The organism is Flavobacterium notoginsengisoli, from assembly GCF_014207905.1.
GTDB classification, from domain to species: Bacteria; Bacteroidota; Bacteroidia; order Flavobacteriales; family Flavobacteriaceae; genus Flavobacterium; species Flavobacterium notoginsengisoli_A.
Map to the genome: position 1 here is coordinate 179321 of NZ_JACHLB010000007.1, position 13363 is coordinate 192683.

The window sequence follows — 13363 nt, forward strand, 5'->3', positions numbered from 1 at the left end:
TTAATTTTTCGATTATTACCTCTGCTATTTCATGAATAATCAGAGGCAATAATTTTGCAAGACCCCGAAGCATCTTTAAGATTTGTAGTTTTTACCGAAATAACCCGTTACACGCTTACCGCTTCTAGTAACACCGCTACCGTTTGGAGTAATGCACAAACCAAGCTCTTTGATAGAAATAACCTGAGTTTTGACATTCATTAGCACATGATATGTCTGTGTAGTTCCTGCATTTGAATTGGTAATAGTGCAAATCATTTTTTGATACTCCTTATCCTGATTTCCTGACTTACCGCCCGAGTTTACTATTTCTCGACCTTTACCGCCTTGACCAGAATAAGGTGCTACCGTAGCTTTCATAAGACCACCTTTTGTAACACGCCAAGCATTAACAATTGTATCGCCCTCAAAATTTCCGTTTCTGATACGGCTGTAAGTTGCTCCGCTCTTTTTGTATGTCTGCTTTTGCTGTTGTGGCTGAGAATTGTTATAACCACGATTATTGTTCTGTTGAACAGGGTAAAAGTTACCGTCTTTACCTCTATAGTATGTTTGTGACATAGCTTTAAAATATTAGTTGTTTGATAATTGCAATTAAATCGCCTAATTTCTTTAATAGAAGTATTACCGTGTCTATCAGGAAAATCAAACCGTAGAGGCGATAATACTTCGTCTTAAATTTATCGTCTTGCACGTTTTCTTGGGTATTTATCCTCGTTGTGCTTTCTGATTAAATAGATTGCACCGATAACTGATAAACCAATTAAAATATGCTTCCAATGTTTTTTAAACCAAGCACTTATAGTGCTATCTGCAATTTCAGCTCCAACAGTTCCCAAACCTTGTTGCGTTCCTGCTCCTAAACCTGCATAAGCACCTTCAGTAACAGCTTTTGAAAAGATTTGAGTTCCAGCACCTGCGACAGCTCCAACAGTTTGACCAGCTGTCTGTAATGCTTGCAGTCTTAAGGCTTCCGCATTTGCTTCTGCAACTTGTCTATCGTACTCGTTTTGCGCATTTTGCGCTTCCTTTTTTGCTTCGTGAGCATCTTGCAATTTTTGCGAGATATTTTGAACAGTACCGCCAACGATTGGAATAGCTCCCATAATAGGCGTTGCTACTTTTACAAGATTTTTAAACGAAACATTTTTCTTAATGGCTTTGCCAATGTTTTTAAAAAATCCCATAGTTACAGCTGATTTCTAAGAATTAAACTTACAGGCAATGCACCCTGCGATTTACGGATATTGACATTTACTACTGCCAACAAAGGAAGTTGAATCTTTTTACTAAAAAGAGAATCGACTTTGCCGTCATTCTTAACGTATGCTACTGGGTCAACTGACGCGCTCATAGCTTCCAATTCAAAAAGACTATACTTTACCGTTCTACCATTTTCGAACGTGTAATTAACCTCTTCAATGTCAGCCGATTTGTCAAGAATTAAAATATCAAATCCCGCAACATTAAAGTCTTTGTTTGTATCGTCAGGCGCCATGCTTTTACGTTCAAACGAGTAGATTTCTGTTCCTGTTTCAGGTTCTTCGATACCATTCAATACATAAGTTTCTGCATTAACCAATCCTGCTAAAGTCACTTTGATTACATCTTTTTCAAATAAATGTACAGCACCATGCGCACTGATTTCACAAACAGCGACAGTTTTTAAACCTCTCACTACATTGTTTGTAATTGCATCTTCTCCGTAAGTTGTAGCCAAAATAAAATCAGCTAAAGACATTGTGCCTTTTGTAATCTCGAAATTAGAGCCGTTTGCCCTTTCAATTTCTACTCGGATTGTTTCAGTTGTCAAGTCTTCAAACTCAACAGAAGAACCAATAACAAAAGCCGAAATACCTTTAGTAAGCAAAATTGTTCCTGTTGTTGTTTTGCCCGTACCTTTGTAAATTTCCATTTTTTTTAAATTTAGGTCGGTTTCTATCCGACAATTAATAATATTTTATACATGTCAAAATTGAGCATAAAAAAACCCCGAAAATCGAGGTTAGTTCTTTTTTGGACTTCTTTGTTCTTTATTGTGCTTTTTTGGCACTAACTTTGAAATAAGATAAAACATGATAGCTTAACACAACTTTAATATCGTATTCCTGTTTTATATCCTTGATATAAACTTTGGCGGTATTTAGATGCACGCCCATTTTTAAAGCTAATTCTTTAGCAGTAATCACTTGTAATTGTTCCATGTTATAGGTCATTTGGGTTAAATAGAGGAGGGGTGCAACCCTCCTTTGTTATTGGAATAAATCGTATTGCTTTATTATAAATTTTGGTTTCTCTACGAGAGGTTTAAAAATTTCTTTTTCTTCAAGTTCCTGTTTGGGAATATGCCATTTGCAAGATTCACTTTTAAAACAGACTTCTGTAAATTTTGTGCAGATGCCAGCGTTTTGAGTTTGTATTTTTTGTACGAATTTCGAATTGTCGAAAAACATGCAGTTTGAGCAATTTTCAGTCATAGTTTTCAATTTAGCAGTTTAACAAAAATGTTAATCAAATCCCGACTATCATTAGTCGGGATTTTGGGAAATCTTTAAACCGATTATTAGACCGATTAATAGAAAGATTATACAGATTAAAACATCATTCATTTTTGTAAGAATTTAGTTATCGTATATCGTAATGCTTTTATCTAATTCGAAAGTGCTCCATTTAAAAGTTTTATCCGTATTTAATTTTGAATAAAACAAATGAAAGTCACCGTTTTGGTTTCCCGAATAAACGACTTGCTCTACATAGTACACAACATTTGAGTTTGCGAAAGAAAAATATTTGCCTCTCGTTAAATCTGACATTTTCATAATTTTAATTTTATAAGTTAATACCTAGATTTTGCAGAAACTTGTTACTGCGTTCGTTATTTTGAATTTGAATAGTTAAATTTTTATCACGATTGGTTAAATCGTCAATGAGTTTTTTTGCTTTGCTTTTTGTTCGCGATCTTGAAACAGGACAATCAATCAAATAGGTAAATCCTAAAAGTTTTTCTCTATCAAAGCCTAATTTTATTAGGTTCTCGATATAAAACTGCATAGCAACGTCCATAGGACTTAGTTCTGTATTGATTTTCGATTTTACTTTTGCTTCTATATAATGAGGCAGACCGCTTTTTGCGATTTTTGTCAAATCGTCCTGACGAGCTTTAAGCAAATCATAAAAGGTTTTAAAATCAGCTTTATAGCCGTTTTTACACAAGTATTCTTTGTGTTTATGCGCTTTAATTGTGAATTCGTATCTGACAAGATTGTCAATTACGCTTGCTTTCATCGGCTCAAGATAAGCCTTATAAAAGGCGATAGACTTTGATAGCAATTCATAGCCTTTATGATAAATTTTACAATATGGAGTTGTATTTGTTGCTTTTTCACGTTTATTAAAATCTAAACCAAGATTAAAAGTGTTTTTTAAAGTGTCTGATTGTGAGATATGGTGCAATAGAGGCTTTTTTCCTGCATTTGGGTTATGCATAATCAAGCTAAATGCAGTTTTTAAACTTTTTACGTCTATCAATTGGTTGATACAGATATCAATATCAGATACAAGACCCTCGCAAAAATCTTCACGTTTAATGTGCAAAACACCAAAACTATTGATATCGTCAACGATTGTACGATAATTAGTTGAAGAAATTCCTTCGAAATATTTTTCCTTAAGCATTTTTGCAGATATCTGGAAAACAACATATTCGTGTGCTAATTTTCTAGAATCAATAAAAGCTTTAATATAAAAACGATACGTAATGCCGTTAATAATCTTAGTAAATGGTTCAGCTTTACGAAAGTTATCTCCAAGTTTTTGCTGTTCGTTTCCGTCATTGTCTAAAGTTTCAATGTCAGGATAATACGCTATGTAATCAGTAATCAGACGTTTATCGAGAATTTTTACTTTATCAAGCTTTACGCGAACCTTTAACGAATCTATTAAACCAACGTTAAACATGCTAAAAAAATTAGAGTTAACAAATTGATTACCAAATAGATACTAACGCTTTTGAACCATAATTTATATTATGTAAAATATAAAATTATAGAAGTTCCCTGCTAACATTCGTTCTTTATACACATATAACAATATTCGACTATCCTCACTTTTTAAATTGTATAAAAAAGATTTCGTGAGAATTCAATATTTAGGATTATGATCAAGAAAAAAAAATCTACGCGATTCTCGCGAATCCAATTTTTAAATAGATTCGTTGGTTAACTGTATAATTTTGAAATATACAATGATACGAGAATCGCATAATTCAAAAAAAAATAAATAAATTTGCGTTTATACGATTTTCAGGATCCGTAATTATCTATCAAACCAAAATAACATATTTCAGTTTTTTTAAACCAAAAAAAACCTTTTAACGCCTTATTATCAGTAATTCTTAACATTTCTTTAAAATAACTAGATTCTACCAAAGATACTTTCATTGTAAGACTTTATTTTAGTATTTTTACATTCGATACTTTAAAAATAAATTATCACATATATGAATACAGTTGCTGAACATATTGCAGATTTTTTAAAAGAATACAAACCATTTGATAATTTGACTTTTCAGGAATTATCAGATATTGCTACGAATATTCGTGTCATTAATTTAGAAAAACATGCAGTATTATTCCAAAATAATGATCCGCTTCATGATAGTTTTTATGTTGTAGCTTCTGGTGTTATCAATCTTACTACGATTGCTGATGCTGAAGAAACGATTTTAAACAAATGTCATGAAGGTGATATTTTTGGTTTGCGTCCGTTTTTTGCTAAAAACAATTATATGATGACGGCTAAAGCACGCGAGGAAAGCATTATTTATGCTATTCCGATTGCCGTATTCAGGCCTTTTGTTGCCAATAATTCTGATGTTTTAAACTTTCTTTTGGAGAGTTTTGCTGTGAATTCACGTCATACTAAAGACAGTATGAACTCCAACGGAAAATTACTTTCTGACACTGATTTTTTAGATCAGCAGACAGAAATGCAATATATTCAGTCATTAAACTATAATAATTCGCCTCTAACAACCGAAGCAAGTTCTATCATTAAGGATGTCGCTATCTTAATGACTGATTCTATGGTTGATAACATCGTAATTTGCGAAAAGAATCACCCAATTGGTATTGTTACCAATGCTGATTTATCTTCAAAAATTGCAACTGGGCGCTATCCTATTACTGAAACTATTGACAAAATTATGTCATCTCCAGTAGTTACTGTTATCGAAAATGTTTCTTTGGCCGAAGCGCAATTATTGATGCTAAAACATAATGTAACCCATTTATGTGTTACAAAAGACGGGACTAGCAAATCAGTAGTAAAAGGAATTATTTCTGAGCACGATCTTATTGTAGCTCAAGCTAGTAACCCAGGTGTTTTAATTAAAGAAATTAAACGTTCGCAACTTCCGAAAGATTTAAAACAGATTCGCGATCGTTTATCAGATTTGATACAGAATTCTATTCAGAAAAATATTCCGATTTCACATGTTAGTAATATTGCAAGTGAAATTAATCTAGCTATTATAAAAAGAGCCGTTGAGCTTTCTATTTTAGATTTAGGCTCCCCTCCTGCACGATTTGCATGGTTAAGCATTGGAAGTCAAGGCCGTAAAGAGCAACTTTTATTAACAGACCAAGATAGTATTTTAATTTTTGAAGATGTTACTCCTGAAAAATATCGTGAAGTAAAAGATTATTTCTTAAGATTGGCAAAAAGAACTACTTCTATTTTAGAAAAAGTTGGTTATGAATATTGTCCAAACGGCCATATGGGAAGTAATATGCTTTGGTGTAAGTCATTGAGTGACTGGACAAAACAATACAACAGTTGGATGAATACTCCAGGTGAAAATAGTAACGATTTGAGCAGTATTTTCTTTGACTATGAAATTGTTTTTGGAGAAGGAAAAATTGAAGAAGCTATAGAAAATGTTATTTTTAAGAATGCTGTAAACAACACATTATTCTTTGACTTTTTAGGAAATGATGCTTTAAAAAGAAATTCTCCTTTAAGTTTTTTCAAAAAATTCATTGTTGAAGAAGAAGGTCCAAACAAAGATAAATTTGACATTAAAACCAGAGCCTTAATGCCACTAATTGATGGAGCTCGTTTACTGATATTAAATGCCAATATTAAAGGAATTCAAAACACATACCTAAGATTCAAGCAGTTAGCAATAACAGATTCTAAAAATGCTGAAATTTATTTAAGCTGTGCAGAAGCTTTCTTAACACTTTCAAAATTTAGAACTGTTGAAGGATTAAAAAATGATGACTCTGGCCAATATATTAATTTAAGAGAAATGTCAAAAACTGACAAAGAGAAATTAAAAAATGCATTAGCCCCAATGAAAGACCTCGAGGAACTAATTAAGAGTAAATTTCAATTGACACAATTCTCATAAAATATGCTAGACTGGTTAAAAAACATTAACAAAGACTATCCAGAATTCTGGAAAGACTATTTAACTAAATTCGAGACTAAACCTAATAAGTTTGTTGTTTTATCAACCGAAACTTCTGGGCTTAATCCGGATAAAGATGTTATTTTGTCTCTTGGAGCATTTTCTATAATTGATGACAGTATTGTAATTAAAGAAAATTTCGAGACCGTTTTATTGCAATATAAATATTTACAAGATAACGGACTTTCAAATGAATTTATTATTGAAAGCAAAATGATGAAAATGCCTGAACCTGATGCACTTGAAGCGTTCGTGAATTTTGTCGGAAATTCAATTTTAGTTGGGCATCATATTAACTTTGACGTCGAAATGCTAAATGCAGCTTTGGAACGTTTAGATTGTGGTCGATTAAAAAATGAAGCTTTAGACGTAGATATGATGTACAGAAAACTAACGGATATCAATGACAAACAGTTTTCTTTAGATGATTTATGTGAAATTTACAAGATTCCAAAAAGCGATCGAAATTCTTCTTCTGAAGACGCTTACAGAATCGGACTTTTATTTCTTAAATTAAAATCTCGTTTAGGAATTAAATAACTTTTAAAATTTTAAATATAAAAAATACCAAATTCCAATTTGTCGAATAAATAAAAAAGCCTCTTAAAAATTTTAAGAGGCTTTTTTATTTTATTATAGAATCATTAAACTCTTTCTTTCATAATCTGTTCAACAACTTCTGGATTCAATAAAGTTGAAGTATCTCCAAAGTTAGAGAAATCTCCTTCAGCAATTTTACGTAAAATTCTACGCATAATTTTTCCTGAACGAGTTTTAGGCAAACCAGAAACGAATTGAATTTTATCTAATTTCGCAATTGGCCCAATATGGTCTGCAATATATTGATTGATCTCTTTTGATAAATTTTCTTTATTTCTAACTTCTCCAGTTTCTTTTAGAATAACATATCCGTAAAGAGCATTTCCTTTAATGTCATGTGGGAATCCAACAATAGCAGATTCAGCAACCGCTGGATGTTCGTTGATAGCATCTTCAATTGGTGCAGTTCCTAAATTATGTCCAGAAACAATTACAACATCATCTACTCTACCGGTAATTCTGTAATATCCAACTTCATCTCTTAATGCACCGTCACCTGTAAAATATTTTCCAGGGAAAGCAGAGAAATAAGTTTCTTTGTAACGATCGTGATTACCCCAGATTGTTCTAGCAATTCCAGGCCAAGGGAATTTAATACATAAACTTCCAACTACTTGATTTCCTTCAATTTCATTACGTTTTTCATCCATTAAAACTGGTTGAATTCCTGGTAATGGCAATGTCGCGTAAGTTGGTTTTGTTGGAGTAACAAAAGCAATTGGAGAAATCATAATTCCGCCAGTTTCTGTTTGCCACCAAGTATCCACAACTGGACATCTCTTATCTCCCACGTGGTCATTAAACCAGTGCCAAGCCTCTTCGTTAATAGGCTCTCCAACAGATCCAATAACTTTAAGAGATTTTAGAGGATATTTTTGAATATAATCTAAACTTTCTTTTGCTAATGAACGGATTGCAGTTGGCGCTGTATAGAATTGTGTAATTTTATGTTTTTCGATAATATCCCAAAAACGGCTAAAATCTGGATAAGACGGAACTCCTTCAAAAATAACAGTTGTAGCACCATTTAATAATGGTCCATATAAAATATAAGAGTGACCTGTAATCCATCCGATATCTGCTGTACACCAGAAAATATCATTTTCTTCATAACTGAAAACATTTTTAAATGTATATGCAGTATAAACCATGTAACCAGCAGTAGTATGCACCATACCTTTTGGTTTACCTGTTGATCCTGAAGTATATAAAATAAATAATGGATCTTCGGCATCCATAATTTCTGCAACACTATTATCTAAAGCTGCATCTAAAAGTGGCTGTAACCAAATGTCACGGCCTTCTTTCATTTTTACGTCTGTTTTTGTTCTTTTAGCTACTAAAACTTTTGTAACTGAAGGGCAAGTTTCAAGGGCCTCGTCAACAATTCCTTTTAAGTCAATTGTTTTGTTTCCTCTATAACCTCCGTCAGAAGTAATAACCATTTTACATTCGCAGTCGTTAATTCTCGCAGAAACTGCAGAAGCAGAAAATCCAGCAAAAACAACAGAATGTATAGCTCCAATTCTAGCACACGCTAAAACAGAAACAGCCAATTCTGGGATCATTGGCAAATAAATACAAACTCTATCTCCTTTACGAACGCCTTGTTCGCGAAGAACGTTTGCCATTTTTGAAACTCTTTCGTATAATTCATTATACGTTATATGTAAAGCTTCTTCAGAAGGATCGTTTGGCTCAAAAATAATAGCCGTTTTATCTCCTCTTTTGCTTAAATGTCTATCAATACAGTTTTTGGTAATGTTAACTTTAGCATCTGTAAACCATTTTACTTCGGCTTCAGCCATATTAAAATCAACTACTTTTTCCCATTGTTGGTACCATGTGAAATTTTCTTCAGCTATTTTTCCCCAAAATTTTCTTGGCTCTCTTATTGACTTATTGTAATGCTTGAAATATTGTTCTAAATTTTCAATTTTGTAATAGCTCATCTTTTGTTGAATTTTTTTATAAATGTATTAAATCTGAACGTATTCTTAAAATAATTTAATTCATAAATTTTATCAAAAAAAAACATTTATTTAATAAAATATGATAATTATTTGCATTTGTTTTAAATCTTTATTTTTTAAAACAAACTAAAAGGAAAAAAAGGCATAATAAATAGATATTATGCCTTTTTTAATTTAACAAATTTCAATAACAATTAATTTTGTAAAACTGCATTACAAATATTTTCAACTTTGAAATAGCAGCATCATTATTAATTACAATAGAAATCTCAACAAGTATATTTTTATAAAATATACCCCATTATAAGGGATTAGCTTCACTTAACTTACTTTAGCAGAAGTTAAGTGAATGCAATATGCATCTATATCTATTAATCTTAATAAGTGCTTACTAATTCAAAATATTATAAATCATTGATACAGTGCAAATCCCGTAAAATCGAATTCTACGGGAATTCCCAATTTCTTAATTATCCAATTTTCTTCATTGCAGTCATAGATTCTCTCAACCAAGCTCCTACTTCTTCGATAGGATGCTGACGAATTTCTCTATTTACAGCAATTAAAACAGCATTATCTACTCCATTTGAAGTTGAAAATGGTTTTCCGATGATATTTGTATCCACTTTTTTCATGAATTCAGTCAATAACGGCTTACATGCGTGATCGAATAAATAACATCCGTACTCAGCAGTATCAGAAATTACACGGTTCATTTCGAATAATTTCTTTCTAGCGATTGTGTTTGCAATTAATGGCAATTCGTGTAATGACTCGTAGTAAGCTGATTCTTCGATAATTCCAGCTTCTGTCATTGTTTCGAAAGCTAATTCAACACCAGCTTTAACCATTGCAATCATTAATACTCCATTGTCAAAATATTCTTGTTCTGAGATTGGAGCTTCTTGTGGAGCTGTTTTTTCGAAGTTAGTTTCTCCTGTAGCAGCTCTCCATTTCAATAAGTTAACATCATCATTTGCCCAGTCAGCCATCATTGTGCTAGAGAATTCTCCAGAAATGATATCATCTTGGTGTTTTTGGAACAATGGACGCATGATATCTTTCAATTCTTCAGCCAATTCATAAGCTTCGATTTTTGAAGGATTATTCAAACGATCCATCATATTTGTGATACCTCCGTGTTTCAAAGCTTCAGTGATAGTTTCCCATCCAAACTGAATTAATTTTGAAGCATAAGCTGCATCAATTCCTTTTTCAACCATTTTATCGAAACATAAAATAGAACCTGTTTGCAATAATCCACAAAGGATAGTTTGCTCACCCATTAAATCTGATTTTACTTCAGCTACGAAAGATGATCTTAAAACTCCTGCTCTATGTCCTCCAGTTGCTACAGCGTAAGCTTTTGCTTGATCTAAGCCTAAACCATTTGGATCATTTTCTGGGTGAACTGCAATAAGAGTTGGAACTCCAAATCCTCTTTTGTATTCTTCACGAACCTCAGAACCTGGACATTTAGGAGCACACATAATAACAGTGATGTCTTTACGAATCTGCATTCCTTCTTCTACAATGTTGAATCCGTGAGAATAAGCCAAAGTAGAATCTTTTTTCATTAATGGCATAATAGCATTTACCACTGCTGTATGCTGTTTATCTGGAGTAAGGTTACAAACTAAATCTGCAGTTGGAATCAATTCTTCGTAAGTTCCTACTTTGAAACCATTTTCAGAAGCATTTTTGAAAGAAGCTCTCTTTTCAGCAATTGCATCTGCACGTAATGCATAAGAAATATCTAAACCAGAATCTCTCATGTTTAATCCTTGATTCAACCCTTGTGCTCCACAACCAACAATTACAACTTTTTTTCCAGCTAATGCTGCAATTCCGTCTGCAAATTCTGATTGCTCCATAAATTCGCAAACTCCTAATTGTTCTAATTGTAATCTAAGTGGTAATGTATTGAAATAATTTGCCATTTTTGTTTTAATATTTAATGAAATGAAATTTAATAATGATTATATATAACTAAGATTTAATTATTTGAATGTTTCTAATAGTGATGAAATCTCCATTTTTTGTTTAGAAACTGATATTCTTCCAGAACGTACAAACTGCATAATTCCGTATGGTTTGAACTTTTCGTATAATTCTTCAATTTCAGAACGTCTTCCTGATTTTGAAATCACAAAGAAATCACGAGAAACCGTTACAATTGTAGACTGGCTTTCTTTAATGATATTCTGAATTTGTTTTTCGTCAAACAACAAGCTTGAAGCAATTTTAAATAAAGCATTTTCTAAGAAAATTGTTTCTTCATCTGTATGATAAAATGCTTTTATAACTTCAATTTGTTTTTCAATTTGCCCAACAATATTTTGAACCCATTTCTCTGTCGTATTAACTACGATGATAAATCTTGAAACATTCTCTATTTCTGATTCTGAAACATTTAGACTTAATATATTAATGTGACGCTTTAAGAAAATACCTGAAATTCTATTTAGCAATCCTACATTATTTTCTGAATATACCGATATGGTAAATGTTTTATCTTCCATTTTGTTTTAGTTTTTTTTTGTTTCAGGTTTCAAGTTTCAAGTTCTGTTGAGAACGTGAAACCTGAAACTTAAAACTTGAAACTTTTTTAGCTTAATCTAATTTCTGAAACACACGCTCCTGTTGGAATCATTGGGAATACATTATTCTCTTTTTCCACCATAACTTCTAAGAAGTAAGATTCTTTAGAAGCTAACATTTCTGCAACAGCTTCGTCTAAATCATCGCGACTTGTTACTTTTTTAGATTTAATATGATATCCTTCAGCAATTGCAACAAAATTTGGATTAATCATTTTTGTTGATGCATATCGGTTGTCAAAAAACAATTCTTGCCATTGACGTACCATTCCTAAAAATTCATTATTCAGAATAACAATCTTAACCGGAACCTGAGTTTGGAAAATTGTTCCTAATTCTTGAATTGTCATTTGGAAACCTCCATCACCAATAATCGCTACAACTTCGCGTTCTGGTTTACCCATTTTTGCTCCAATTGCTGCTGGCAATGCAAATCCCATTGTTCCTAAACCTCCAGAGGTAATATTACTTTTGGTAGAATTGAATTTTGCATAGCGACAAGCAAACATTTGATGCTGCCCAACATCTGTTACAATAATTGCATCACCTTTTGAATGTTTATTTATCATTTCAACAGTTTCTCCCATTGAAATTCCTTTACCATTTGTTGGATTTAGTTCTTCTTTAATAACTGTATTGAACTCAACTTCTCTTAAAGCTTTGAATTCATTATGCCATAAATCGTGAGATTTTGCTTCTAATAAAGGCAATAATGCTGCTAAAGATTCTTTAACATCACCCAAAACAGCGATTTCTGTCTTTACGTTTTTATCAATTTCTGCTGGATCAATTTCGAAGTGAACTACTTTTGCTTGTTTTGCATAAGTGTTTAAGTTTCCTGTAACACGGTCGTCAAAACGCATTCCGAAAGCAATTAAAACGTCACATTCGTTAGTCAATAAGTTAGGAGCATAATTTCCATGCATTCCTAACATTCCAACATTTAAAGGATGATCTGTAGGCAAAGCCGAAAGTCCTAAAATTGTCCATGCAGATGGAATTCCAGATTTTTCGATTACAGCTTTGAATTCTGCTTCCGCTTGACCAAGAATAATTCCTTGTCCAAAAACGATTAATGGTTTTTTAGCACTATTAATCAAAGCAGCAGCTTCAGCAACTTTTTCTAAATTTAATTTCGGAACTGGAACATAACTTCTAATTCCTGTACATTTTTCATAACTAAATTCAAACTCATCAAATTGAGCATTTTTAGTAATATCAATCAATACTGGCCCTGGACGTCCAGAACGAGCAATGTAAAATGCTTTTGCAATAATCCCAGGAATTTGAGAAGCTTCAGTTACTTGAAAATTCCATTTTGTAACTGGAGTCGAAATTCCGATAATATCAGTTTCCTGAAAAGCGTCAGAACCTAATAAATGTCTTCCAACTTGTCCTGTGATACAAACCATTGGAGTTGAATCGATCTGAGCATCGGCAATTCCTGTAACCAAATTAGTTGCTCCTGGTCCAGAAGTAGCAATCGCCACCCCTACTTTTCCTGTAGCTCTAGCATAACCTTGAGCTGCATGCGTTGCTCCTTGTTCGTGACGAACTAAAACGTGGTGCAACTGATCTTGAAATTTATATAACTCGTCGTAAACTGGCATGATTGCTCCACCTGGATAACCATAAACCAAATCTACTCCTTCTTCTAACAAACATCTTATAACGGCTTCTGCCCCTGATATTCTCATAGTATATTGTTTTTCAAGAAT

The 13363-nt window shown here is 32.6% G+C and carries 12 protein-coding genes; 2 read left to right on the forward strand and 10 right to left on the reverse strand.

Annotated elements, in window-relative coordinates; translation table 11 throughout:
* Positions 1–75 precede the first annotated feature (75 nt).
* The 6 genes from HNP35_RS19985 to HNP35_RS20010 all read right to left on the reverse strand — a co-directional run bounded on the left by HNP35_RS19985 (position 76) and on the right by HNP35_RS20010 (position 3957).
* Positions 76–561, reverse strand: a complete 486-nt coding sequence (locus HNP35_RS19985) for a hypothetical protein (RefSeq protein ID WP_184166090.1) — start codon at positions 559–561, stop codon at positions 76–78.
* Positions 562–680: 119 nt separating this feature from the next.
* The gene (locus tag HNP35_RS19990; RefSeq protein WP_184166087.1) at positions 681–1187 is read right to left on the reverse strand and encodes a hypothetical protein; all 507 of its coding nucleotides are present in this window, start codon (positions 1185–1187) and stop codon (positions 681–683) included.
* Between the two features lie 2 nt (positions 1188–1189).
* Positions 1190–1915, reverse strand: coding sequence for a hypothetical protein (locus tag HNP35_RS19995; RefSeq protein WP_184166083.1), 726 nt, complete (start codon positions 1913–1915; stop codon positions 1190–1192).
* 118 nt (positions 1916–2033) lie between these two features.
* The gene (locus HNP35_RS20000) at positions 2034–2204 is read right to left on the reverse strand and encodes a hypothetical protein (protein ID WP_184166080.1); all 171 of its coding nucleotides are present in this window, start codon (positions 2202–2204) and stop codon (positions 2034–2036) included.
* Between the two features lie 417 nt (positions 2205–2621).
* Positions 2622–2813, reverse strand: a complete 192-nt coding sequence (locus tag HNP35_RS20005) for a hypothetical protein (RefSeq protein ID WP_184166077.1) — start codon at positions 2811–2813, stop codon at positions 2622–2624.
* Positions 2814–2829: 16 nt separating this feature from the next.
* Positions 2830–3957 (reverse strand): hypothetical protein, encoded by a 1128-nt coding sequence (locus HNP35_RS20010; RefSeq protein WP_184166074.1) that lies wholly within the window; start codon positions 3955–3957, stop codon positions 2830–2832.
* Positions 3958–4498: 541 nt separating this feature from the next.
* Here HNP35_RS20010 and HNP35_RS20015 point away from each other — a divergent pair.
* On the forward strand, positions 4499–6412 hold the full coding sequence (locus tag HNP35_RS20015) for a DUF294 nucleotidyltransferase-like domain-containing protein (RefSeq protein ID WP_184166071.1): 1914 nt from the start codon (positions 4499–4501) through the stop codon (positions 6410–6412).
* A 3-nt stretch (positions 6413–6415) separates the two neighbouring features.
* The gene (locus tag HNP35_RS20020; protein WP_184166068.1) at positions 6416–7012 is read left to right on the forward strand and encodes a 3'-5' exonuclease; all 597 of its coding nucleotides are present in this window, start codon (positions 6416–6418) and stop codon (positions 7010–7012) included.
* A 104-nt stretch (positions 7013–7116) separates the two neighbouring features.
* Here the strand turns inward: HNP35_RS20020 and acs are convergent, their stop codons facing one another.
* From acs to ilvB, 4 genes are all read right to left on the reverse strand, one after another.
* Entirely contained in the window at positions 7117–9024 is a 1908-nt protein-coding gene (gene acs / locus HNP35_RS20025; RefSeq protein ID WP_184166065.1) for an acetate--CoA ligase, read from the reverse strand.
* 491 nt (positions 9025–9515) lie between these two features.
* Positions 9516–10985, reverse strand: a complete 1470-nt coding sequence (gene ilvC / locus HNP35_RS20030; protein WP_184166062.1) for a ketol-acid reductoisomerase — start codon at positions 10983–10985, stop codon at positions 9516–9518.
* A gap of 60 nt (positions 10986–11045) precedes the next feature.
* A complete protein-coding gene (gene ilvN / locus HNP35_RS20035; RefSeq protein ID WP_184166059.1) occupies positions 11046–11567 on the reverse strand; it encodes an acetolactate synthase small subunit in 522 nt (173 codons plus the stop codon).
* A gap of 86 nt (positions 11568–11653) precedes the next feature.
* Complete coding sequence (ilvB, locus tag HNP35_RS20040; protein WP_184166055.1) at positions 11654–13342, reverse strand: biosynthetic-type acetolactate synthase large subunit; 1689 nt, start codon at positions 13340–13342, stop codon at positions 11654–11656.
* Positions 13343–13363: the final 21 nt, after the last annotated feature.

Bases quoted from the DNA above. Each gene is read 5' to 3' on its own strand.
- HNP35_RS19985 (WP_184166090.1), bottom strand. From the start codon at position 561: ATGTCACAAACATACTATAGAGGTAAAGACGGTAACTTTTACCCTGTT.
- HNP35_RS19990 (WP_184166087.1), bottom strand. From the start codon at position 1,187: ATGGGATTTTTTAAAAACATTGGCAAAGCCATTAAGAAAAATGTTTCG.
- HNP35_RS19995 (WP_184166083.1), bottom strand. From the start codon at position 1,915: ATGGAAATTTACAAAGGTACGGGCAAAACAACAACAGGAACAATTTTG.
- HNP35_RS20000 (WP_184166080.1), bottom strand. From the start codon at position 2,204: ATGGAACAATTACAAGTGATTACTGCTAAAGAATTAGCTTTAAAAATG.
- HNP35_RS20005 (WP_184166077.1), bottom strand. From the start codon at position 2,813: ATGTCAGATTTAACGAGAGGCAAATATTTTTCTTTCGCAAACTCAAAT.
- HNP35_RS20010 (WP_184166074.1), bottom strand. From the start codon at position 3,957: ATGTTTAACGTTGGTTTAATAGATTCGTTAAAGGTTCGCGTAAAGCTT.
- HNP35_RS20015 (WP_184166071.1), top strand. From the start codon at position 4,499: ATGAATACAGTTGCTGAACATATTGCAGATTTTTTAAAAGAATACAAA.
- HNP35_RS20020 (WP_184166068.1), top strand. From the start codon at position 6,416: ATGCTAGACTGGTTAAAAAACATTAACAAAGACTATCCAGAATTCTGG.
- acs (WP_184166065.1), bottom strand. From the start codon at position 9,024: ATGAGCTATTACAAAATTGAAAATTTAGAACAATATTTCAAGCATTAC.
- ilvC (WP_184166062.1), bottom strand. From the start codon at position 10,985: ATGGCAAATTATTTCAATACATTACCACTTAGATTACAATTAGAACAA.
- ilvN (WP_184166059.1), bottom strand. From the start codon at position 11,567: ATGGAAGATAAAACATTTACCATATCGGTATATTCAGAAAATAATGTA.
- ilvB (WP_184166055.1), bottom strand. From the start codon at position 13,342: ATGAGAATATCAGGGGCAGAAGCCGTTATAAGATGTTTGTTAGAAGAA.